Genomic DNA, 21514 nt, shown 5'->3' with positions numbered 1-21514 from the left:
GTTATCCAATGGAAGAGGTGGGGCTTATGGTCCGTGGAACTTTACTGAAAATACAAAAGCCCATCCAATTTGGATGGGCTTTTTGTAGTTGCCACTTTGTGGTACCTCCAGTACTAAGTTGTTGTTTCATTCTGAAACATATTTAATGACAATCGCTCATAATGCGTACTGACAAGGAAAATTTGACTTTCTGTCATTAAATAAATTTTAAAATTTTTCGAAATAATTCAAATGTCAAGCACCCTCTCAAGCACCCTGCTTTGGCATGTTATTGGCTCTATATAGCTAAGAATAAACAATTATGAGTATGAAAACAACATTGACCAGTACACACGGAGTATTTAGATTCGGATTAAAGGATTCAGTAAAAAGCTTAAAGGAAAGCCCAAAAAAAGAAAGTCTTATCATGTTGCATTTTGCATCCAAAGGGAAAAGGTTCAAAAAGAGTATAGGCTTTAAAAGCTCATTACAAAATTGGGACTCTACTAAACAGCGTATTAAGACGGGAAAGGGAATGATGACAAATGCGTATAAGATAAATGCTTTCCTTAATGATATTCAGACATTTGCAGAGGAGGAATTGTCAAGTATGGTTAAAAATGACAATTCAATAAATGTAAATAATTTGTCTGAATTGATAGGGCATAGAATAAATGGGACTGAAAAAGAGGAAGCCGTAAATGAAAATGAAAGATTGGTTCACTATTCTGAAAATTTACTTGAATCCAAAAAGAAGCGCATAGGTGCTACTACCTATAGATCATACAACCAAACATTGAAGCTATTGAAACTTTATGAGAAACAATATAAGACTACTTTGACCTTTGATGAAATAGATCTTAATTTCTACAGAAGCTTTGTGGATATGTTGGAAGACGAAGGTTTTAGCTTAAACACCATAGGTAAACACATTAAAAATTTAAAAACCTTTTTAAATGATGCTTTGGTAAATGGGGTAAGTAACAATATCATCTTTAAGAATCGGGAATTCAAATCTCCAAAGGAAATAACAACGGATATTTATTTAACCAATGAAGAAATTAAAGTACTTGCCAAGAAGGATTTTTCAAAGAGGCCACTTGTGGAACAGGCAAGAGATATCTTCCTTATAGGTTGTTATACAGGTCAAAGGGTCAGTGATTATAATGGCCTCAACGATGAAAATATTGAAGATGATAACGGTCACAAATTAATTAAGATAAAGCAGAAAAAAACTGACAATATAGTTTATATCCCTGTTATTAAGGAGATTATGGAGGTCATGAAAAGATATGACAACAAATTCCCGCCTAAAATGAGTGAGCCCATTCTTAGAAAAAATATTAAGACTGCCTGTAGTGCCGTAGACTTTAAAGAACTAGTAAAGGTTTCATGTACAAAGGGAGGAAAATTAGTCCAGGGTAAAGTGCCTAAGTTTTTACTTGTAAAGACACATACGGCAAGAAGGAGTTTTTGCACTAATCATTATGTTGCTGGAAAATCAGTACAAAATATAATGATTTTCTCTGGCCATAAGACCGAGCGAGAATTCTATAAATATATCAGAGTTGAGAAGAAACAAGAGGCTTTGGCAGCTATGAAGAGTGGATTTTTTGATTGAATATAGGACTCAAAGAATTAATGAATGGACATGCTCGCCAGCTAACTTAAGTGGAATATAATATTAATACAATATCGATTCGTTTAAAGCCGTTTTTTGGTTATGGGAAAACAAATATATACCTATAGGTTTCCGAAGGGTGAGTTCGATGCTCTAAACGAGTGTTGCATCGAATATCCAAAAATTAAAGATTTTTGGGATAATGAAAATAAAAATAGTTATCCATTCGCAGAATATACTTCAGATTTGATAGACCAATTAAATTCAATCGTGAAAAACAATGATAAAAAATTGGCTGCAATTAAAGGAACAGGTATTATTGGTCAACTCTCAAATTTTCACTTTACAAAAGAACTGGAATTATACCAGATATTAAATTGGTGTCCGAATGATGAAAGAATGTTAATGCTGCTCCGTTATATGGATAGATTGACGGATGAGGAGTACTGGAAACAATTAAAGGAGTCCTATACTACACAAGACTATGTAAGCATACCATACGAAGAACTTGAATATATGTTCTTAGCTGAGAGAAGCTTTAAAGAGAACATAATGGATAAGGATGAGAAAAAATTACTCGATTCACTTCCTGAATTAGTGACTGTTTATAGAGCAATGAGTATTGAAGAAGCTAAAAGTGGTAAATATAGATTGTCTTGGACTCTTGATATGAAGGTGGCTGAAAAATTTGAAGAACGCAATAAAATGAATTATGACTCTCAGATGACCATAACGAAACTGGAGATACCGAAAAAAGACATTATTGCAGTTTTTTTAGATCGGAGTGAGCAAGAAGTAATCTATATTCAATAGTATTAATTGATTTGAAAACTTGGCCTTGAGAAAAGTGCTTAGAGTACAAGACTTGTCAAGAGTTTATAAAGTTTTGTATTTATCTTAAAAATTAAAAGAAGAAATGGCAAAGTGTATTGAGTGCGGGGAGTACACTAAGTATGAAGATAGTGTCTGCTATGACTGCTGGCATCTAATGGATGAAGAAGATGACGATTTAAACTCAGAGCAATGGCGTAAAGATCTTAACTTCAATTATCAACTGATAAAAGGTAAAATAGCCGAGGTGATCATTGAAAGGTTGTTCATTACAATGGACTTCGACGTGCATAAGTACGGTATGGAGCACTCTGTTCCAATGTTCCTAGATTCATTATACGATTACAAAGATAAAACTGCTAAGGAGATTACTTCAATGCCTGATTTTGTAGTTACCAACCGAGAAGAAAAAACATACTACGTCGAGGTTAAATATAGAAAAAGTGGGCAATTCTCCTATTCAAAACTCGGGGAAGAATATAAATATGATTCTGGGATTTTGATATTAGTGACAAAGCAAAATATTTGTTCTATTGCAATTGAAGAATTAAAGAGGGTCGGTACCGTTAGAGACTGTGATTTATATAAGTTGGAAAATCAAAAAGAATTTGGTTTTGATGATTTAGACCGAGCAATTATTGGACAGTTCAAGAAAATGGCAATAAGAGCATTTAAAGAACTATAAACTAATATATACTTTCGTTTTTTCTTAAAACTTAATTTCCTATTTAAGAATCCAATCTCTTAATTTTAGGCAATGATATATTTTTTTAACCAAGCTATTCCAATTCGATCAAACAACTAACATAAACCTTATCACCAATGGTAAAAGTGTTATGCTCTATTATTTTTACACCATCCGAATCTGAATCTTCCTCTAAACTCAGACTTCTATAGTTTCCCAAGCCTTCCACGTTGTTGAAATTTTCTTTCATTTCATAAACTTTGATATATCTGTGTTTCATAGCGAAATGTAATTTATTAGTTGAATTGAATATTTTTGAACGCAGGCTTTTTAAAATCTTTTCTCACTATTGTTCAATGGCATAAAAAACCCTGTTATTCCATAAACTTACAAACTTTGCTCAAAGAATGGAACTTGCTAGAACATTTTAGCTCTTTTGAAGCTCCTAGTATTTTTTAATTCAAGTTGCATATTGGGTGATAGTTTAATAGAAAATGAATTGCCTATATTTAGGATGTAGTTCCAGTTGCAATGGATGTTGATCTCTAAGAGAGGTTTTAATTCAGCAAAATAACTGCCTCTCCCCCCTTTTTTAAGAAGAAATCAGGTGATTAATTTTGACGAACAAATAAATGATGCTATTCGAAATCTCTTGAATTATTTCAAGAAGTATGACCGTGAAATAAAATCCGAACCTAAGATTTTACAAGGCGCACATCCTATTATTAAATTAGGAGAAGTTAAAAATCTAAGATACTCTCATATAGATTTGGTTGGAAAGAAAACCGATCGTTTCAAACCTATAAATAAGTCTCAGCAAATAGGTTTTAATGAAATGGATTACGAACATGTGATTAGTGCGGCAGAAAAGGTTTTTGAAATACCTGAGTTCAATAAATATGCTTCTTTGGATTTCATTGAGGAGGCAATATTTGAGTGGGTTGTCCAGAAAAATGGAGATGACGCATTTAATGAGCAGCCATTAACTTATTTCAGAAGACATCTTGATGATAAAATCGAAGAATACATATTCTATTTTCCTTTAGTTGCAATTGAAATAGAGAAAAATTTTGAAATTGGAAATTGCCATTTAGTTTGCTTTGATGAATATTTTAAACAAAATGAACATGAAAAATTTGAAAGAGGAACATCGGAATTTACGGAGGAAGATTTTAATTATGTTATCTCTCGGCTGGAAAATCGGATAGTCCTAATTGCGTGCGCAACAGGCATTCTGGAAAGAGCAGAAAAAGAAGCAAAATATAAAGCTGATTTAGCGTTGAGTCTATTCAAATCCTTTTTAATAGACGAGTCTGTTAACCCATATACCACAATCTGTGAACTGGAGTATAAATCCATCACTTTGCCTAAATATAGTCTATTTTATCAGACATCTAATCCTCATTTTGATTTAGGATCAGGAATACGATCTAACGAGGGAGTTCAACCAGTAGAAATTACATCGGAAATTTTGCAAAGAATCTATGCAAGAGGGTTTCCAAAGTTATCACACTATTTGAAAAATTCGATGCAAACGGATTTTGACGGAATTATAAACAATACCATATTACGCATAGGTAGTTATACCTCTGAGACAAATATTCACGAACGAATAGTAAAAATTGTTTCTGTTTTCGAAAGTGTTTTTCTGCCTAAAAAGAAGGGTAAAGGAAAAGGATTGTCCATAATGAAACAAAAAGTATTGCCCAGAATTATTTCAGAAATTGATTTAGAAAGAGGTATCTCATTATTTATAGAACATTATAACATAAGGGATAAGTACATTCATAATAGAATAGAGCTTAGAGTAAATAGGGACAGACTTTTTGAGTTTCAGCATATTCCCATTATCCTGTTGGATAAACTCCTGCTTTATCGAAAAGATTGCAAAACCGAAGAAGATCTAATCAAACTTTTTGAATTATGAGTAAATAATTTTTTAAGCTATAAACACTGTGACAGAAAGTGAAATTAAAATCAATGCTTACAAGTTTGTAGAAAAACTAATAATTACAGGTGATTTTCCATCAGTTGAAAAAGAGCAAAAACTAAAAGGTTCATTAGAGCACTTGCAATTTGTTGACTGGTCAGACAAACTGGCTGAAGGGCCAGTAATTCAAAGGCAAAAAGCATCAGAAATTAATGATGAAGTTCTTCAAATTTCTTTAGATAGAAAGACCTATGGATTTGAGATTAAAGATTACCCGCCTTTCTATAAATTTATTTATGAATTATCCCAGTTTAATAATTTAAAATCGAAAGTTTCAATAAAGTTCCTCAGAACTCAAACACTTATTTGGATAATTGATGTTTTTCAAAATAATAGAGCAAGGCAGGATTTACTGCACTATTTGTATGAAAAATTGGAAAAGGAAATCAAGAAAGTCAGGTACTATTACCCTATATTAAATTTAACAATAGAGGAACCTTTTAGTATAGGAAATATAAAAATCACCTATTTCACTAAGGAGTACTTTGATAAGTATTGGGAATGCAATAGGGAACTATTTATTGAAAATGAGGAAGTATTTGATTTGACATATAGAAAATACCAAGGCAGGGTATTTGTTGAAACAGAGGCTTTTGCTGAATCAGAAAAAGGGGAAGAGATTTCTTATGAACTTGCTTCCCTTACTTCTGATATTGTTGTTTTATTGTCACCGACAATAGTACATCCAGATGAAAACTGCCTTATTGATTTAGAAAGAAGAATGCCTTGGGAGTCAGAATTTCTATCAATTGAATCGGGTAAAGAATATGATTTGTCAATTACAGTTTCTGCAAATAGGGAAACTTTTCACATTTCAAAGGAGATGGTTTCAAGTATTGAAAATAACATGCTGTTTTTATTTGGAAAAATTTTAAATGGTAATCAGAGGTGTGAAATTGATTTCCTTATTGTTGAAACTGTAAAAATGGTGGCTAGAGCAATTCGTGAAACTGATTTACATCTAAGAATTTCTTTATTGATTATAGTGATTGAAAGTATCTTTTTATTAGCGGAAGAGAATCATAAAATGGAGAAAAAATGTAAACGCAGAATGTGTGAATTATTAAAACCAAAAGGAGGTGAAACACATCAAAAACTAATGGACAGTTTATCAAATATGTATCAAGTTCGTCACAAAATGATTCATAAATCAACCAGAATATACATTGAACCAATAATTCTTAGTCATTTTCAGATCAATGTTGTTGAAGTAATTTTACAATTATTGGCAAATAATAGCCGACTTCAAACCAAAGAAAACCTAATAAGAATGCTTGATACGAAAGGAATAGCAAATGCCGAATAAAGTAATTAAGTTACATTAATCTATATCAAACCATATTATGTATTGTGAGCCTAACTTATGAAGAAATATTAACCCTTGAAGATTTAAACTGCTTTGAGCCAAATCAGGCCGTGTATTTGCTTGGATTGATTTTTGAGACTGGCAGGGAATATGGAAGAGTAGGGGATATTAAGATTGGATTAAAATTCTCTGAAAAACAAAATCTTAGAAATTTTTCAGATGATGATAAAATGACTTTTCATTACAATTTAGCAAATGGTTGGTCATATCTTCAAGGCTTGACTCAAAACTTGAATTCGGACGATTTTTGGAATTTTGATTTAGTAGAACTAGACCAGCAGATAATTAACTTAAGGCAGTCACTTGTTTTTTCCAAGAATGCCCAAGATAATTTTAAAAAGTGTGAGGTTTTGACAAATCTTGGCAATCTTTTTAGTCATATTGGTAGGTTTTCAGAAGCCCAGTTATATTGGCAATCAGCATTAGAGATTGATTCGTCCTTTTCTATGGCAAAGGGAAATATCGGTTTTGGACTATTTCATTATGCTAAAATTTTATACGACGATGGTCATAAGTTTTTGTTTTTTCAATTTGCATACAAATACTTGAATAAAGCAATTGTTTCAGATATTTATGATGAGGCAAAAATTGGTTTTCAGGGCATTGTTGATTTACTGGAGTCAAGATTCCACAAAAAAGACTTGAAGAAAATTCAAAACTTAACTGATTTTTCAATAGGAGATACAGAACTTGAACGGGAATATAGGATTTGGAGCCTTCAAAACCGACTTTTTCTTAATCCACTTAATGACGTTATCACAGATAATATCGCTGGGAGCGATTGTTTACTTCTGCCGACCATGACTTTAAAATTTGACAAGCCTCCAATTTATCAGACAATTTTTAACCAAATAAAACAAGAATTTGTTACCGCCAGGCATTTTTTGTTTGAAAGTGTAAATCATAAAGAATTACATTATTCAGATAAGGACAACCTACAACTTGACATACTAGATAGTGCTATCTATTCATTTAATACTGAAAAAATTAAAACAGCCTTTAGAATGTGTTATTCAATCTTAGATAAAATAGGTTATTTAATCAATGATTATCTGAATTTAGGTTTCAAATCTGACCGTGTAAGTTTTAGGGGAATATGGAATGTGCATGATAAAAAATCAAATAAGCTCCAATTGAATGATAAAATAATTAAAACCCAGAATTGGGCATTTCGTGGTTTATACTGGTTAAGTAGGGATCTTTATGAAAAAAACCCTGAATTCTCTTATCCCATCGAGCCTGAAGCCAAAGAATTGGCCCAAATCAGAAACTTTATTGAGCATAAATCCTTTAAAATAATTGAACATGGTGAAAGTGGGCTTTATGATGATGGGTTAACACTGGTGGTACATCGAGAGGAGTTTGAGAAAAAAACATTAAAGCTAGTTAAACTGATAAGAGCTAGTATGATTTATTTATCTCTGGGGATTAATTTAGAAGAAAAAAGGAAACACATATCAAGTCATGTATTTCCAATTGAATTTGTGAAATATAGGGATGAATTCAAAAGGTGAAAACTAATGGCAGAAATGAAGATAACAAATGAAACTGCTATCCTGTTTTAAATTGAAATCTGAAATAAATGAGCTGGACCAAAGAATATCAAGGAACATTAGATGATATTGAAATCCCTAAAGTGGTTTATAAGTATCGACATTGGGAATTTGAACATCATGATAAGTTTATAAAAAATCGTGAAGTTTTTTTGGCTTCGCCTGAATCATTCGAAGATGAAAAGGATTGCAGAAACCCTATAAGATATGATCTTTTGGATGCTAAACAAACTATTGAGTTATATGAAACTGTTTCTCGTAGAGAACATCCGTCCAGAACAAGGTACCAGCACCGAAATGAAGCCAGAAAATGGGCAAGAAAAGGATTTCTAAAAGACAAAAATTATCAAAAGGAATATGAGCAGCATTATAACAAGGAAATGGATAAAAGACAAGGGGTCTTAAGCCTGACGGCTGAATGTTGCTTAGATGAGATGTGGAAAAAATATGCAAAGGATGGAGAAGGTTTTTGTATAGGTTATAATTCGAGAATCATGTTTGAATATCTGGGTGGCGGAGCAGCAGTAGAGTATTTTGATAAATTGCCTGCAATTTTACCAAGACCATTTATGCCGTACCATCAAATTACTTATTATAAGCTCTATTGTAAGGAACTTAAGTGGAAATTTGAAAGGGAATATCGAACAGTAAAGTTTTGGGAACAACCAGCTTCTATTGAGGATAGGAAGGTAATACTTCCAAAGGAGGCTTTTAAAGAAATAATATTGGGGGATAAAATCTCTGGGAACAACAGGAAAGAAATTATTCATGCTGTAAAAACCAATATAGGGGATATACCAATTTTGGAAAAAAAAATCAAATGTTTTGATTTGGCCCTCTAATGTATTCCTAATGGTTACAAAATTCAATCTACAAAATTCAATCTTCCACCATTGTACTCGTTTATGTACATGTCATCCATGTCCTCTCCTTGATGTTTTATGACCAGATAGGCAAATTTTCCATTGGAATTGAAGTATTGCTCCTTGATTTCCTTAGCGTTAAGGTTCTTTCCATCTTTAGTAGTTATTGCCTTATTGGTTTCGGTTGTCTTTTCTTCTGAATACGTAAGTTGATTTGATGCAACTGAAAGTTTGATATTGTCATATAATTCTATAGCTTCAGCCCCAGAAGTGGTTTTGTGAATGCTAATGTCCACAATTGTTTCAGAATTATTTTTATTGTCACCACTTTCAATATGGATGTAACTATAATTGGGAGATTCAATTTTAGTGACCAAATGAATTAATTCCCCATCCTTAAAGTAATGCTCTATTGTCTTTACCCCAACTAAATCCAATCCGTTAAAATCGAAAGTATAGTCCTCATTCTTTTGGAAAACCTTAAATTCCAAATCTTCTTTTTCATAAGCCTTTAAAAGCTTACTGTATTCATCCCATGTCCCCATATCTATAGTTTAAAAATTTATTAATAGTTCAGGTTACAGTGTTTTTAGCTGTTGTTTTATCATATTTGGTAAGGAAGATATCAATAAGGTTGAGTTCGCCCTCTGGTGGGGTCTCAATCTCTTCAAGTGAGTTGATACGGTCAATGGTTTGGTTCAATAGGTTCATCCAGGTTCTCCACATTGGTTTTTTGGTCTGAAGGCACCGACATAAAAGGTACAGTAGCATCCCATATTTTGCATCTATTCGGGCATGGTCTATTATGGCCAAATACTCTTGTTTGGTGGGTTTTCTGTTGCGTGGTATGTTTTTAAGATGTTTCATATTGAACATTAATTGACCCACGTAAATTTGTGTTCCATTATTCCGTTTTCTTTATCAAATACATCCCAAGACTCAAATTTTGGTTCAATTCCTTTCGTGTAATCACACATGGCGACTAGCTCACCATCTTTAACAAAGTGAACTATCCATCTCTTACATTTTCCGTTATGTATATTTTCGGCATTGTTGGAATATTTTAGAATGTGGTTCCCACCACTAGAAGTTCTAATCAATTCCCCGCTTAGTGCTCTTTCCTCTAATTTTAAAAACATTTGCTGCGCATCCATATCTAGTATTTTTCTTACAATATACTGAAAAAAGCAAGGTAATTTAGAGATAAGTTATTGATTGTCTTAGGTTTTATGCCTGTAATGTTGATAATTCTGTTAAGAACCGAAGTGGGAAAAATTTCACAAAATTGTGATATGGAGATATATTGCTGAAATAAAATCATTTAAAATGAGTGAATACCAATATAACAGGATGGTTATTGTCGGAAATGGTTTGGATTTGGCATTAGGATTAAAAACCACATATACAGATTTTTTAAGATGGTACATTTTGGCTTGCCTTGAAAAAGCAAGGGATTCAAAGTATTCTGATAAAATGGTTCAGGTTGATAGAATAGCAAATGTCAACCTTCAAATGCTTAATGAATGTGAAACTTTTGAAAAGCTGATTGATAGGTGTAAGAGTATCGGGCATTTACGAATGACTTATAGAGGTTTTCTAGTTTTTATTTTGGATCATTTGCAGCTTGAAAATTGGGTTGACATTGAATCATTATATTTTGATACTCTTATACCTTTAATGGATGAGATAAAGAAAAATCCACCGAGTTATAGGGATTTTGAAGTTATTAAAGAGGCTTTGAATAGTTCTTTTCAGGAAATGTCGGACAGGCTGGGCGAATATATTTTTGGGATAAACCAAGCACCCTTATCACAAAATTTAAGTCTGAAATACTATGATTTTCTTCAAAAGAGTTATAAGAAACAAATCAATGAAGACACCTGTTTAAACCATGAAGTGGGTTACAAGCAATTAGGCGATCCAGAAAAATTATTGTTTTTAAATTTTAACTATACGAATTCAATTGACAAATTATTTATAGGGAATGGATTGAACAAATTGCATCAATCAATTAATATACATGGTGTTGCTGGAAGTATAAGTAATCCAATTATTTTCGGATATGGGGACGATACCCATCCTTATTATGCCAAGATAGAGGAAGAGCGTTCTAATGTGCCTTTGGAATTTATCAAGTCATTTTATTACAATCGCACGACTGATTATCATGAAATGCTTGGCTTTATGGAATCGGGACCATTTGAGGTTTATATAGTTGGCCATTCCTGTGGTCTGTCAGATCGGACTTTGTTGAAATCAATATTTGAGCATAGAGATTGTTTGTCTATTAAAATCTTTCATCGTGGAACAATTGAGGAACATGTTAAAAAGAACATGGCTATTTCCAGACATTTTGATAATAAACAATTGTTGAGAAAACGGGTACTTCCCTTTGATAAATTTGCGGTGATTCCACAAGTAAAATAATTAATATGAATAGATATATCAAGGCAATGGAAATTGGGATGGCCCATGAGAATATCGGTATTACCTACAACAATTTGATTGATAAAATACAAAAGGATTCAGGTAAGATGACCATATATGCGGAATCTACCTTTTATTATTGGTTCGTGGAAAATTTCTCGGCAACCAACATTGAAGCAAAGCTTTATACAGGATGGAAAACAAGTTTTCAATACTACTATTATTTCAAACACGGTATCACTAAACCTAAAGGCAACTTGACCGAAAGTGGAGAATCACTGTACAGGCAATTAGATAGTTTGAAGTGGTTCCTCAATGGGGAGGCATCAAAACAATATGTCGACTATTTGGAGTTACAGGAGTCAAGGCAAACTGCCCAAGATGCCCGTGAAGCTTCAAGGGAGGCAAATGAAAAAGCTGCTAAATCCATAAGGCTTGCTATTTGGGCAATTATAGTCAGTGCAGCCGTGGGGATATTCAGTGTCATTATTGATTTGGCGGCTTTTAGCAAATCCCCCGTACCACCATACGATGTCAAGGTCATAGAGGACAAATCAAGGGCAGAACAGTTGGAAAGGGAAAATGGGGAGCTAAAGGATGAGTTGTACAAGGCAGAAATGATGTTGGAAGCCTATGAATCCGATTCGGTTAATTCAGGAACCTAAATTTACTTTCTTTGATTACCCCTTTTTCTGAGACCGTGATGATTTTATCCTCAAAAACTGATTTCATTATAAGCCATGTCTTATCGGTTTGTGTCCAGCGAAGGTCTTTTTCCTCAATGACCCCAGTAATGACTATACTTTGAATCGGAGTGGACTCACTTGTTTCAATGTTGTTCAGTGAAATATCTTCAAATTTATATTCGATGGTTAGGGGTTCGATTGCATTTTCTTTGTGAAGCTGGGCATAGAAATGGTCTATCCATTCCTTTAAGGGGCTTCTTCTTCCTTTTGAATCTATAAGTTCAATCTTACTTATTTCTACATTTTCATCACCTCTATTTGCTCCCTCTTTACTAATCATTTGGAACTGTATAATTTTAGGGCTGCGAACTTTTGAAGAAATGATTTCAAATATTGGTAAATCTCTGCCATAATCTTCTTTTTCGACCTCTCTTAACAATGCTAGTCCGATGTTTTTGCTTTTGGCATAAGCAATGGCATCAGGAGTAAACCCTTTTTTTGAAATAACTATGCCTTTGTCAATATTGGTTTCATTGATAATTGAATGTATTTTCATCACTGTATCCTTACTAATCGTATTTTTCCAGTACTTACATTCAATGGCTGTTTTATAAGTATGAATTCCATCTGAATGGCTTGCCAATACATCAATCTGATGCTCTACTCCCGAATTCCCTATGACTTTACAGCTATTTCCATAACATTCTATTTTCACCCCCGATTCCTTGCCAAGGGTTTCATAGATGTCCTTTGTTATTTTTTCATAATCCTTCCAATCCATCCTACTAATCTACCTAACCTATTCTATTGATGATAAGTGATTGAATAAATAAATCAATCCATTAAGCCATTCTATTTAAGGGGGGGAGCTCACCAAATTCCCTGACGTAAGACTTCAGTTTTTCCCGTTCAAGCTCCACGCTCTTGTCCGTCCCATGGAGTTCGATGTACAGATGCTCATAAGGGTACTTCTCCTGTAAGATTTCAGAATCTTTGTACCTAACACCGCACTCATGGTTTGAAGAGGTATGATTGGGGGATATGGACTTCTTAAGCTCTATTACCCGATCCAAGAAACTCGTTGCCCTTCCAATGTATAGTGTACCGCTCTTATCTGCTTTTAGCATTCTCTGTACTGGCACTATATTCGTTTTTGGTAACATGCAGTATAGTTCGTATGTGCCACCACCGTTGCCGTATTGTTTCTGTATTTTTTCCCAAAATCGTTTGTCGGACAGTCTGTAACTGCTGTTCCTTATTTTCATAGTCGGTCTGATTTATTGGGGGAGCGTAAATATATGGTTATCAGCAAAAAAATACCTATACTAATCGATTACTTAGGGGGTTTTTGCCACGTACAAGCCGATTTGGTCACTACAATAGAGATTCTTCGTGATATATGTTTTGGTTAATCATCACTTTTGTTCATGCCCTTTATCAAAAAATACAGGAAGACAATCCCTATAACGATTCCCAACGGTGTTGACCACATGGATTCGCCGCCTCGTTCAGCTTTTAAATCTCCCAGTACACTTGCTTGCAATGCTATTGTGCATAAAAAATTGACCATTTTATCCTTGTTTTTTCGTGTAGTTTCTTCTTATTCCATTTGAATCTTGTAGCACCATACTTTTATTATCGATCTCTATGATCTGAAAAATAGATGTGCCAGTAACAGAGAAATTGATGGTGAGAACATCTGAATCCAAACGCCATGACAGGCGGTGCCATTGCAAGTCTTCATCACTGTCATCATAAACATAAACTTGTGACTCCCCTGTTCCGTCCTCATTGAATATAATATCAGTTTCGTCAATGGTCCATGTTCCTATCAGGAGTTCTCTGGATGTGCCATCATTGTCTGAGGAGTTGTCCTCATTATCCGAACTACAACCTACCAAACACATCAACAACATAAAGACAAGTACATTTTTTGCCAATAATTTCATCTTTTTTGATTTTGATTTATACATATAAACACAACGATGTGTCCGATTGTTTATTGTAGTATTTGGATTTTGGGATGTGTTTAAAGAATATACATCTGGGGATAGAAAACTCATCAAAAAAGTTGGTGAAAGGGTAAGGTTTCTACGTGAAAAAGCTGAAAAATCACAGTTCCAACTTTCAATTATTGCGGAGATTCCAAAAAATCAGATAGGAAGAGTGGAAAGGGGTGAGATAAATACCAGCCTTGTTACGTTAGGAAGAATTGCTGATGCCTTGGGGGTGGAGGTAAGTGAACTTTTCGATTATTAATTGAGAAACCATCCCGATAAAACTAGGGCTACCAGTATTCCCATTTTATTTCTGGCTCCAGCCCCAAAATTTCGAACACCTTTTTTTTCATAAACAACTCCACTTCTTTTTCATTGCCGCTGGTTACTATAATGCTATCATGTATAGTTGCCATAAACATTTTGAGGTTTTGTTTTGACAACTCTTTTGTGATTATGTCTAACATTATGAATGCTTCCAGTTGCTGTAGAAACTTGGCAAATAGTTTTTTAGTTTTTTGGATTTTTTCTCGCTGTCTTTTAGTTCTTCTTTTTTTGCCTTGACGTTTTGGGATTTCCAATTCCTTACAGTATTTGAATTCATAAATAAACTTGTTGACAGCATCGGGAAGGACTTGATTTATTTCATTTAAGCGTTTCTCTGTGTTTTCTGCGGATGAGTACATATATTCCAAGGTCAAAACCTTGCAATAGCCTCTAAGGTCTTTAAAATGCTTCTCTTCCTTCCGATTAGTGGTCGGACTATATACCTTATCGACATAACCTTTTTCATCTTTTAATTTTTCTATAAAATTCGAGTTAAGGTTTGATGCAATATAGTTGTAGATGTCTTGATTGCAAACCAAATTTATGTAGTGCTGTAGCCCAGCTATTACAGAGGGTTCAAGAGATATAGAATTCATTACAGAGGAGAATTGATTCTTTACATCTTGACTTCTCAACCCTGATTTCAGATACGCCACTTTCTCAGTTTCTTCCAAGAGGATTAGATTAAAGACTCCTGCTAAAAGGAATGGTTGGGAGGACTTAATATCAAGGGATACCAAATTCTGTGTTTTGTGGGATACAAATTTCCGTAATTCCGAAGGAAGATTAGTAAGATTACTGTGGAGCCTATTGTCATTAGTGCTTCTAAGGTAATACCAACATCCAAACCATATTTTGTTTACACTGTATGAATATGAAGTTTTCTGTTCCATTGACAAATCTTTTGAGTGGTCTATAAAAGTAATGGCACGTTCCCTATTGATTTGGATACTTTCCGCATTCAACCATTTTGTTAAATGTTTGGTGCTTTTATCTGCAACCGATTTTTTATGTTCAATTTTAGCATGTTTTTCCAAAGACTTCGATAGAAACGTTTCATAGGTTTGACTCAAAAATTCATAAGCTGAATATTCTTCTAAGGATTCTTCATTTGATTTCTTTGTTCCCGAAAATGAAACCAAGTAACCATAAGACTTGGACTCGTCCTTGCTATAGGGAATCGTTTTGATATAGTTATGTCCAATAAGAAAATCCTTGTACTTTCTAAGCTCCTTTTGCAGATAAATGTTTAAAAACTTTGAAGGTATTCTGATATATCCGCCATTAGTGATTTCATCTTTTCTGAAACTTCGTTGGTAGCGGATGTAGTCAATAAAGAAAACCGCTTTGTCCATCATTATTTTGTTGGGGTCATCTTTGGAATAATGCAAATTGTGTTTGTTTATAGACTTTTCTAAGTCCTCAAAAAGGGATTTTTCAATAGTTATATATGTGTTTTTGTATCTCATAATATTTTAGATAAAGTAAGCCAAGACGATTCCTGGCGGTATGTTGATACCGTCTCGGCTTTAGATTAAAAATTGTTGAAAGTTTGCTTAGAGAATGCTAAGCGTTAGTTTTTGAGAAATTGAGCAAATCGCTTTTGAGGTAAAGAACTTTACCATTTAAACGCTTTGCGGGTAAAACTTGGGTTTTATCCAAATTCCAAAGTGTGGTTTCGGATATTCGAAGAAATTCCGCAGCTTCTTTTCTGCTTAAATATTTATCTCCAGACTCATTCCGTGAGTCATTTAGGAGTTCTTTGTGTTCTTGCAGTACTTTGGCAACTGCTTTCCCGATGAGTGATTGGAACCGTTCCATATCAATCCCGATTAACTGAACTGTCTGTAATGTCATTGAAATCTAATTTTACATTTTACTTGCTATTATTAATGATGTAAAAATAATTTCAATGGTTTTGAAACCTTTGGAAGTACCGTACTTTTGGCGTACTCAAATAATGCTTTGTTTTAAATTTTCCAGTCTGGTCTTATAAAAATCGCTTAAAACCCCTTTGTTCTGTGCCTCAGTCGCAATTATGATAAGTTCATTGATCCGAAATTCTCTAAAAATATTCTTGTCATCATCACTTTCAGTTTTTGTGCGGCTCAAATAAGGTTTAATGGTTTGTGGTTTGATTTCGTGGTTAAGTTCTTCAGCGACAAGTTCGCTCATTACTTTTTCGACTTTTATCAAGTTGCCTTTGAAATAATATCGGCCATTTTTATCGATAATAATGGTTCCATTGGCCATTAATTTGGCAATCTGGCACCAATTTCTCAACTCAGATTTTGAGGTAGATTTAGCTTTAGTTGTATTTATGGAGTAGACTTTTTCGAAATCTTCTCTAATGGTTTCTTTTAGGTATCTAAGATTTTCTTTTAATTCATTCATTATTTCCTTATGAAGCCAATTCAATATAAATTGTTCCGAAATTAAGGCCATGTTTTTTTCCAACTCGTCAATTTCCTCATGGAACCGTTCTAAAAAATAATGCCCTTTAAAAACAGTGCAACGAAATAAAAATTCCCTCACAATATTTATGTCGTAATCCAGACGTTTTTGAGCCCACTCATCAATTTCAAAATTCTCCTTGTCAAAATCTACTGCTAATTGTTCGCAATCAAATAATTGTAAATCAAAGATCTCGCTACTTTTCTCTTTTTGATTTGAATTAGCATTTTCTCGTGGGATGTAATTGATTTTACCATCAGTAGTTAGGTACAAGTGCGGTTTTAAATACTTTGATTTGAATTCAAATGGGTCTTTGCTTTCATTTTTGACGAAATCCTTAATAAATTCATTGATTTTAAACCAATTGAAAGGGTATCTCTCAACAAACTCCTTTAATAATTTTTGAATTTCTTCCATAAGCCTTTTGATATGCACATAATTTTCGTTTTTGGGTCTCTGCAACGATGCTCCCTTTACCCCCTCTTTTTTAACTATTTTTCTTGATTAATATTGGACTTTATTTGATGGAAATTATGTGCTACGCACACGTATGTGTTTTTTGTAGTCTTAAGAGAAAACTGAGAATAGCCAAAAAAAGTACAAAAAAGCATCGATAACCCCCGATTTGCCAAAAAATCGCAGTTTTAACCAAATTATGGGTGTTTTTTATTGATAACCTTGTTTTTACTAAACAAACGTTATAGCTAGATATAGTGGTAGGTTCAGGAGATTTTCAGAATTCCTTGCGTATGTGTGAAACGTAGGTTTTTACCAAATTTTTAAAAGAGTGATTGTGTTCAGATAAACCATCAGAACACAGCTCTGTAAAAGGTCGATTTTTTGAACGTCCCCTACCACTTTACAATGATCAACTTAAATCAATTCAATTGTTTGGGAATATAGCATAGAATACAAGAAGAATTTAATTGGTAGTTGGTCTAATTGAATTGTTTCCTACTGCAAAACTTTGTATTTTTAATAGGTCGGAAAGTGACATTTTTTCTTCAAAGTTCATTATAAGCACCCTCTGGAGCACCCTGCTAAAAACAAAAAACTCGCAACGCTACTGTTTATAGTATGTTACGAGTTTCTTAAGTGGTACCTCCAGGAATCGAACCAGGGACACACGGATTTTCAGTCCGTTGCTCTACCAACTGAGCTAAGGTACCATGCCGTTAAGCGGGTGCAAATATAATTTCAAAATTAGGATTTACAAACAAAATCTGGAAAAAGGCGGTGGTTTTTTTTCAATTCTCGATCTTTGTGTCATGAATTTGGTCGTCGATGTAGGGAATACCCTTGTGAAATATGCTGTTTTTGAAAACGGTAGGATGCTCCATGACCAAAGTTCGGAGTCTGGCTTGTTCCTTTCCCAGATCAAGGAGCTTTTTGAACAATACCCCAGAATTGGGCAAGCATTGATCAGTTCGGTAGGGAAAATGGACAAAAAAGAACATGATGTTTTGTCCCTTTTTTGCAAGGTGCATGTGCTCTCCAATAGCTCAAAGGTGCCTTTTAAGAACAGCTACGCCACGCCCCATACCCTTGGCGTGGACAGGTTGGCCTTGGCCACTGCGGCCTTTTATCGCAACCCTCGGGGCAATACTTTGGTGATCGATGCCGGAACCTGCATTACCTATGATATGGTGAACAATGCGGGGGAATATGTGGGAGGGGCCATTTCGCCGGGTGTCCGGATGCGCTACCGCGCCATGCACGAGCAAACGGCAGGACTGCCCTTGCTGGAACCGGAGGAAGTTTTGGACTTTATAGGCAATTCTACCCAGACTTCCATGCACAGTGGGGTGATCAACGGGGTGTCGCGGGAGGTAGATGGCATAATAGACCAGTATGGTGCCCGCTTTGAACATTTAACAGTTATTTTAACAGGCGGTGACTCCCATTTTTTTGCCAAAAGGCTAAAAAACACCATATTTGCGAACCCTAAATTTCTCTTGGAGGGACTAAATTACTTGCTGGAATACAACAAAAGCTAGATGGTTAGGAAATTTTTGATTGCTTTTTTTTGCGTGGTTGCCCATGGCATTTTTGCGCAAAACGGTACAATATCACCGTACTCATACTTTGGAATAGGTGACCTAAGGAACAATGGGACGGTAGATAACCAAATGATGGGAGGAGTTAGCATGTATGGGGACAGTATCCACATAAACCTAACCAATCCGGCAGCATATTCAAAGCTGAAACTTACAGCATATACAGCCGGGATTTCCCATACCGAGTACCGGTTGAAGGACTGGTCCGAACAACAGAACACTTCTGTGACCAACCTGGATTATTTGTCCATTGGTTTTCCATTGGCCAAAAATGTGGGTATGGGTTTTGGATTGATGCCACTTTCTTCCGTGGGATATAGCCTAAGGGATGAAAGAACTACCACAGGGGGTGCTTCCGTTACCAATGTTTTTTCCGGAGATGGAGGCCTTAACCGAATATATGCCTCAGTTGGGTTTGAGTTGATAAAAAACTTGAGTCTTGGGGTCACGGCGAGCTACAATTTTGGTACACTCGAGTACAGGAGGATCCAAAGCGTGGAAGATGTGCAATTTGGAACCTTGGAGGATCGTGAGTCCCGCATCAATGGGTACGATTTTAAATATGCCCTGAACTATACCCCCACCATAAAGGATAAATATACCTTATATACTTCGGTCTTGGTGAGCACCCAAGGGAACCTCGTTTCCAAGAACTCGGCCAAGTTGGGGTCTTTCTCGTTGGTCACAGGGGAGGAGATAGAAGTGTTGGATGTTAATTTGGATGCGGACAACCTTAGGAACACCGAATTGAAAATACCGACCCGTGCCACGGTAGGTCTGGGTTTTGGCGAGGATAAAAAATGGTTTTTGGGAGGAGAGTACAGTTTTCAACAGTTCGGGGATTTTGAAAACACCTTCCTGGGCTTGGAAAATGTAACCTATAATGATGCCGCTACCTATTCTTTCGGAGGGTATTTTGTTCCGGACTACCGTTCCATCACCAGCTATTTTAAAAGAGTTACCTATAGGGCAGGTTTGCGATACGATGTAAGCGGCTTGGTAGTGAACAATAAGGAGATAAACAACTTTGGCATAACTTTTGGACTTGGATTACCGCTGGGCAATTCCTTCTCCAATCTTAACCTCGGTTTTGAGCTGGGAAGAAGAGGAACCACGGATGCGAACCTTATCGAGGAAAGTTATTTTAAGGTCAATGTTGGGTTATCCTTAAATGACCGATGGTTTGTTAAGAGAAAAATAAATTGATACCATTTTTTTAGAGAATTCATAAATAACCACCCATATAAGTCCCTTTAACAGGATTTTTTAATGAAAATTTGTACTTTAACCACTTTAAAATTAGTAAGATGAAGAAGAAACACTACTTAACGATGATAGCGGTCATTATGACGACGGGATTAAGTATGGCTCAAGCACAAAATCCCGAGTGCATGACCAATCTTTCCATTTACGCAGAACACGCTAAAGTAAAAAACTATGATGCCGCTTACGAACCATGGAAAATGGTTTACGAAAGCTGCCCAGACATCAACAAAGCCAATTTCTCCTATGGTGAGAAAATCTTGGCACACAAAATTGACAACTCTACCGGGGCCGATAAGGATGGGTACATCCAGGAATTGTTGTCCCTGTATGATAACAGTGGAAAATATTTCCCAAAAAACTATCCTACAGCCGTAACTGAAATTGATAAGGCCCTTTTACTGTACGATAACAAAATGGCATCCGATGATCAATTGTTCGAAATGTTGGACAAAGCCTTTAAGGAAGATCGTGACAATTTCAAGAACCCCAAAGCCCTATATCTATATTTCTCAGCTTTGGTGAACTTGCATGATTCTGGTAAAAAAGACCTTCAGGATGTTTTTGATACCTATGATGATGTAACCGAAAAGGTAGAAGAGGAAAACAAAAAGTTGACAGACGTTGTTACCAAATTGCTTCCCAAGGATTCTGCAAACACCATTACTTCCAAAGAGAAGAGAATGCTAAGAGTGGCCAGTACAAACTCAGAGTCTTATGGAAAGGTAGGAGCTAGTATCGATTCCAAATTGGGAGCCTTGGCTGACTGTGACAACCTTATCCCTCTATACGAAAAGAGTTATGAGGAAAAGAAAGGAGACGTAACATGGGTGAAACGTGCCGTGGGAAGAATGTTCTCCAAAGAGTGTACAGATGACCCCATGTTCCGAAAATTGTTCGAGGCCCAGTTGGCCCTTGACCCTTCAGCCGATGCCTATATGTATGGTGGGGTGTTGAAGCAAAAGTCGGGAGACAACAAAGGAGCTATCGCAGACTTTAACAAGGCGGTGGAATTGGAAACGGATTCATATAAAAAATCCAATATCCTATACAAGATTGCCACTATTGTTCGCAGAAGCAGTAAATCACAAGCTAGGAGCTATGCCCTAAAAGCTATTGATGCCAATGCAGCCAATGGAAAAGCGTATTTGTTGATCGCCAACCTATATGCAGGTAGTGCCAACGATTGTGGAACCACTGCATTCGAGAAAAGAGCCATCTATTGGAAGGCCGCTGATATGGCAAGAAAGGCTGGAAGGGTAGATCCCTCTTTGAGTGGTCATGCTAGTCAGACCGCAGCCAGCTACAATGCCAAAGCCCCAACCAAAGAGATGATCTTTAGTTCTGGAATGGCAGGTAAGACCATTACGTTCAGCTGCTGGGTAGGAGGTAGTGTTACCGTACCTAATCTGTAA

Annotated in this window: 24 protein-coding genes and 1 tRNA gene; 13 read left to right on the top strand and 12 right to left on the bottom strand. The window is 35.3% G+C overall.

Translation table 11 applies throughout. The annotated features are described in order from the left end of the window. Position 1: 1 nt before the first annotated feature. Positions 2–130 carry a hypothetical protein gene (locus F8C76_RS19010; RefSeq protein ID WP_283016256.1) on the bottom strand — a complete coding sequence of 43 codons (129 nt, stop codon included), beginning with the start codon at positions 128–130 and terminating at the stop codon, positions 2–4. A 177-nt stretch (positions 131–307) separates the two neighbouring features. On the opposite strand from F8C76_RS19010, the gene F8C76_RS10250 reads away from it, so the two are divergent. From F8C76_RS10250 to F8C76_RS10240, 3 genes are all read left to right on the top strand, one after another. Continuing rightward, positions 308–1600: a tyrosine-type recombinase/integrase gene (locus F8C76_RS10250; RefSeq protein WP_170284018.1), complete on the top strand. Its 1293-nt coding sequence runs from the start codon at positions 308–310 to the stop codon at positions 1598–1600. Positions 1601–1702: 102 nt separating this feature from the next. Then, complete coding sequence (locus F8C76_RS10245) at positions 1703–2413, top strand: hypothetical protein (RefSeq protein ID WP_152131654.1); 711 nt, start codon at positions 1703–1705, stop codon at positions 2411–2413. Positions 2414–2516: 103 nt separating this feature from the next. Continuing rightward, on the top strand, positions 2517–3116 hold the full coding sequence (locus F8C76_RS10240; RefSeq protein WP_152131653.1) for a hypothetical protein: 600 nt from the start codon (positions 2517–2519) through the stop codon (positions 3114–3116). Positions 3117–3210: 94 nt separating this feature from the next. On the opposite strand, the gene F8C76_RS10235 is transcribed toward F8C76_RS10240, so the two are convergent. Next, a complete protein-coding gene (locus F8C76_RS10235; RefSeq protein WP_152131652.1) occupies positions 3211–3396 on the bottom strand; it encodes a hypothetical protein in 186 nt (61 codons plus the stop codon). Between the two features lie 327 nt (positions 3397–3723). On the opposite strand from F8C76_RS10235, the gene F8C76_RS10230 reads away from it, so the two are divergent. From F8C76_RS10230 to F8C76_RS10215, 4 genes are all read left to right on the top strand, one after another. Next, on the top strand, positions 3724–5043 hold the full coding sequence (locus F8C76_RS10230; RefSeq protein ID WP_152131651.1) for a hypothetical protein: 1320 nt from the start codon (positions 3724–3726) through the stop codon (positions 5041–5043). Positions 5044–5071: 28 nt separating this feature from the next. Next, a complete protein-coding gene (locus tag F8C76_RS10225) occupies positions 5072–6412 on the top strand; it encodes a hypothetical protein (protein ID WP_152131650.1) in 1341 nt (446 codons plus the stop codon). Between the two features lie 44 nt (positions 6413–6456). After that, entirely contained in the window at positions 6457–7986 is a 1530-nt protein-coding gene (locus F8C76_RS10220; RefSeq protein ID WP_152131649.1) for an LA2681 family HEPN domain-containing protein, read from the top strand. A gap of 68 nt (positions 7987–8054) precedes the next feature. Next, a complete protein-coding gene (locus tag F8C76_RS10215) occupies positions 8055–8867 on the top strand; it encodes a DUF2971 domain-containing protein (RefSeq protein WP_152131648.1) in 813 nt (270 codons plus the stop codon). Between the two features lie 23 nt (positions 8868–8890). Here F8C76_RS10215 and F8C76_RS10210 read toward each other — a convergent pair whose 3' ends face one another. From F8C76_RS10210 to F8C76_RS10200, 3 genes are read right to left on the bottom strand one after another with little or no spacing between them, the layout of a single operon-like run. Next, complete coding sequence (locus F8C76_RS10210; RefSeq protein WP_152131647.1) at positions 8891–9433, bottom strand: hypothetical protein; 543 nt, start codon at positions 9431–9433, stop codon at positions 8891–8893. A gap of 28 nt (positions 9434–9461) precedes the next feature. Next, positions 9462–9755 (bottom strand): hypothetical protein, encoded by a 294-nt coding sequence (locus F8C76_RS10205; RefSeq protein WP_152131646.1) that lies wholly within the window; start codon positions 9753–9755, stop codon positions 9462–9464. Positions 9756–9763: 8 nt separating this feature from the next. After that, on the bottom strand, positions 9764–10042 hold the full coding sequence (locus tag F8C76_RS10200) for a hypothetical protein (protein ID WP_152131645.1): 279 nt from the start codon (positions 10040–10042) through the stop codon (positions 9764–9766). Between the two features lie 172 nt (positions 10043–10214). On the opposite strand from F8C76_RS10200, the gene F8C76_RS10195 reads away from it, so the two are divergent. Together F8C76_RS10195 and F8C76_RS10190 are read left to right on the top strand one after the other, a co-directional pair. After that, complete coding sequence (locus F8C76_RS10195; RefSeq protein ID WP_152131644.1) at positions 10215–11315, top strand: AbiH family protein; 1101 nt, start codon at positions 10215–10217, stop codon at positions 11313–11315. Between the two features lie 5 nt (positions 11316–11320). Continuing rightward, on the top strand, positions 11321–11980 hold the full coding sequence (locus F8C76_RS10190; RefSeq protein WP_152131643.1) for a hypothetical protein: 660 nt from the start codon (positions 11321–11323) through the stop codon (positions 11978–11980). Here the strand turns inward: F8C76_RS10190 and F8C76_RS10185 are convergent. The 3 genes from F8C76_RS10185 to F8C76_RS10175 all read right to left on the bottom strand — a co-directional run bounded on the left by F8C76_RS10185 (position 11964) and on the right by F8C76_RS10175 (position 13950). Further along, the gene (locus F8C76_RS10185) at positions 11964–12782 is read right to left on the bottom strand and encodes a restriction endonuclease (RefSeq protein WP_152131642.1); all 819 of its coding nucleotides are present in this window, start codon (positions 12780–12782) and stop codon (positions 11964–11966) included. The two genes, F8C76_RS10190 and F8C76_RS10185, sit on opposite strands and share 17 nt — an antisense overlap. 61 nt (positions 12783–12843) lie before the next feature. After that, positions 12844–13266 carry a hypothetical protein gene (locus F8C76_RS10180; protein WP_152131641.1) on the bottom strand — a complete coding sequence of 141 codons (423 nt, stop codon included), beginning with the start codon at positions 13264–13266 and terminating at the stop codon, positions 12844–12846. Positions 13267–13572: 306 nt separating this feature from the next. Continuing rightward, positions 13573–13950 carry a hypothetical protein gene (locus F8C76_RS10175; protein WP_152131640.1) on the bottom strand — a complete coding sequence of 126 codons (378 nt, stop codon included), beginning with the start codon at positions 13948–13950 and terminating at the stop codon, positions 13573–13575. Positions 13951–13996: 46 nt separating this feature from the next. Between F8C76_RS10175 and F8C76_RS10170 the strand changes: the two genes are divergently transcribed. Further along, positions 13997–14260 carry a helix-turn-helix domain-containing protein gene (locus F8C76_RS10170; RefSeq protein ID WP_249042398.1) on the top strand — a complete coding sequence of 88 codons (264 nt, stop codon included), beginning with the start codon at positions 13997–13999 and terminating at the stop codon, positions 14258–14260. A gap of 28 nt (positions 14261–14288) precedes the next feature. Here F8C76_RS10170 and F8C76_RS10165 read toward each other — a convergent pair whose 3' ends face one another. From F8C76_RS10165 to F8C76_RS10150, 4 genes are all read right to left on the bottom strand, one after another. Beyond that, the gene (locus tag F8C76_RS10165) at positions 14289–15794 is read right to left on the bottom strand and encodes a hypothetical protein (RefSeq protein ID WP_152131639.1); all 1506 of its coding nucleotides are present in this window, start codon (positions 15792–15794) and stop codon (positions 14289–14291) included. Between the two features lie 97 nt (positions 15795–15891). Continuing rightward, a complete protein-coding gene (locus tag F8C76_RS10160) occupies positions 15892–16182 on the bottom strand; it encodes a helix-turn-helix domain-containing protein (protein ID WP_152131638.1) in 291 nt (96 codons plus the stop codon). Positions 16183–16278: 96 nt separating this feature from the next. Beyond that, positions 16279–17196: a hypothetical protein gene (locus tag F8C76_RS10155; protein WP_152131637.1), complete on the bottom strand. Its 918-nt coding sequence runs from the start codon at positions 17194–17196 to the stop codon at positions 16279–16281. 679 nt (positions 17197–17875) lie between these two features. Continuing rightward, positions 17876–17948: transfer RNA gene (locus F8C76_RS10150), tRNA-Phe, on the bottom strand. A 99-nt stretch (positions 17949–18047) separates the two neighbouring features. Here F8C76_RS10150 and F8C76_RS10145 point away from each other — a divergent pair. The 3 genes from F8C76_RS10145 (at position 18048) to F8C76_RS10135 (ending at position 21514) form a co-directional block, all read left to right on the top strand. Beyond that, positions 18048–18776: a type III pantothenate kinase gene (locus F8C76_RS10145; protein ID WP_152131636.1), complete on the top strand. Its 729-nt coding sequence runs from the start codon at positions 18048–18050 to the stop codon at positions 18774–18776. Then, positions 18777–20042 carry a BamG family beta-barrel-assembly machinery protein gene (bamG, locus tag F8C76_RS10140; RefSeq protein ID WP_152131635.1) on the top strand — a complete coding sequence of 422 codons (1266 nt, stop codon included), beginning with the start codon at positions 18777–18779 and terminating at the stop codon, positions 20040–20042. Positions 20043–20143: 101 nt separating this feature from the next. After that, on the top strand, positions 20144–21514 hold the full coding sequence (locus F8C76_RS10135; RefSeq protein ID WP_152131634.1) for a hypothetical protein: 1371 nt from the start codon (positions 20144–20146) through the stop codon (positions 21512–21514).

Source organism: Flagellimonas olearia, from assembly GCF_009184425.1.
Lineage (GTDB): Bacteria > Bacteroidota > Bacteroidia > Flavobacteriales > Flavobacteriaceae > Flagellimonas > Flagellimonas olearia.
The sequence above is the reverse complement of the archived record's forward strand: the minus strand, read 5'-3'. Positions and strand labels throughout refer to the sequence as shown.

Excerpts from the sequence above, each read along its gene's own strand:
- F8C76_RS19010 (WP_283016256.1), bottom strand. The coding sequence starts at position 130 with ATGAAACAACAACTTAGTACTGGAGGTACCACAAAGTGGCAACTACAA.
- F8C76_RS10250 (WP_170284018.1), top strand. The coding sequence starts at position 308 with ATGAAAACAACATTGACCAGTACACACGGAGTATTTAGATTCGGATTA.
- F8C76_RS10245 (WP_152131654.1), top strand. The coding sequence starts at position 1,703 with ATGGGAAAACAAATATATACCTATAGGTTTCCGAAGGGTGAGTTCGAT.
- F8C76_RS10240 (WP_152131653.1), top strand. The coding sequence starts at position 2,517 with ATGGCAAAGTGTATTGAGTGCGGGGAGTACACTAAGTATGAAGATAGT.
- F8C76_RS10235 (WP_152131652.1), bottom strand. The coding sequence starts at position 3,396 with ATGAAACACAGATATATCAAAGTTTATGAAATGAAAGAAAATTTCAAC.
- F8C76_RS10215 (WP_152131648.1), top strand. The coding sequence starts at position 8,055 with ATGAGCTGGACCAAAGAATATCAAGGAACATTAGATGATATTGAAATC.
- F8C76_RS10210 (WP_152131647.1), bottom strand. The coding sequence starts at position 9,433 with ATGGGGACATGGGATGAATACAGTAAGCTTTTAAAGGCTTATGAAAAA.
- F8C76_RS10205 (WP_152131646.1), bottom strand. The coding sequence starts at position 9,755 with ATGAAACATCTTAAAAACATACCACGCAACAGAAAACCCACCAAACAA.
- F8C76_RS10200 (WP_152131645.1), bottom strand. The coding sequence starts at position 10,042 with ATGGATGCGCAGCAAATGTTTTTAAAATTAGAGGAAAGAGCACTAAGC.
- F8C76_RS10195 (WP_152131644.1), top strand. The coding sequence starts at position 10,215 with ATGAGTGAATACCAATATAACAGGATGGTTATTGTCGGAAATGGTTTG.
- F8C76_RS10190 (WP_152131643.1), top strand. The coding sequence starts at position 11,321 with ATGAATAGATATATCAAGGCAATGGAAATTGGGATGGCCCATGAGAAT.
- F8C76_RS10185 (WP_152131642.1), bottom strand. The coding sequence starts at position 12,782 with ATGGATTGGAAGGATTATGAAAAAATAACAAAGGACATCTATGAAACC.
- F8C76_RS10180 (WP_152131641.1), bottom strand. The coding sequence starts at position 13,266 with ATGAAAATAAGGAACAGCAGTTACAGACTGTCCGACAAACGATTTTGG.
- F8C76_RS10175 (WP_152131640.1), bottom strand. The coding sequence starts at position 13,950 with ATGAAATTATTGGCAAAAAATGTACTTGTCTTTATGTTGTTGATGTGT.
- F8C76_RS10165 (WP_152131639.1), bottom strand. The coding sequence starts at position 15,794 with ATGAGATACAAAAACACATATATAACTATTGAAAAATCCCTTTTTGAG.
- F8C76_RS10160 (WP_152131638.1), bottom strand. The coding sequence starts at position 16,182 with ATGACATTACAGACAGTTCAGTTAATCGGGATTGATATGGAACGGTTC.
- F8C76_RS10155 (WP_152131637.1), bottom strand. The coding sequence starts at position 17,196 with ATGGAAGAAATTCAAAAATTATTAAAGGAGTTTGTTGAGAGATACCCT.
- F8C76_RS10145 (WP_152131636.1), top strand. The coding sequence starts at position 18,048 with ATGAATTTGGTCGTCGATGTAGGGAATACCCTTGTGAAATATGCTGTT.
- bamG (WP_152131635.1), top strand. The coding sequence starts at position 18,777 with ATGGTTAGGAAATTTTTGATTGCTTTTTTTTGCGTGGTTGCCCATGGC.
- F8C76_RS10135 (WP_152131634.1), top strand. The coding sequence starts at position 20,144 with ATGAAGAAGAAACACTACTTAACGATGATAGCGGTCATTATGACGACG.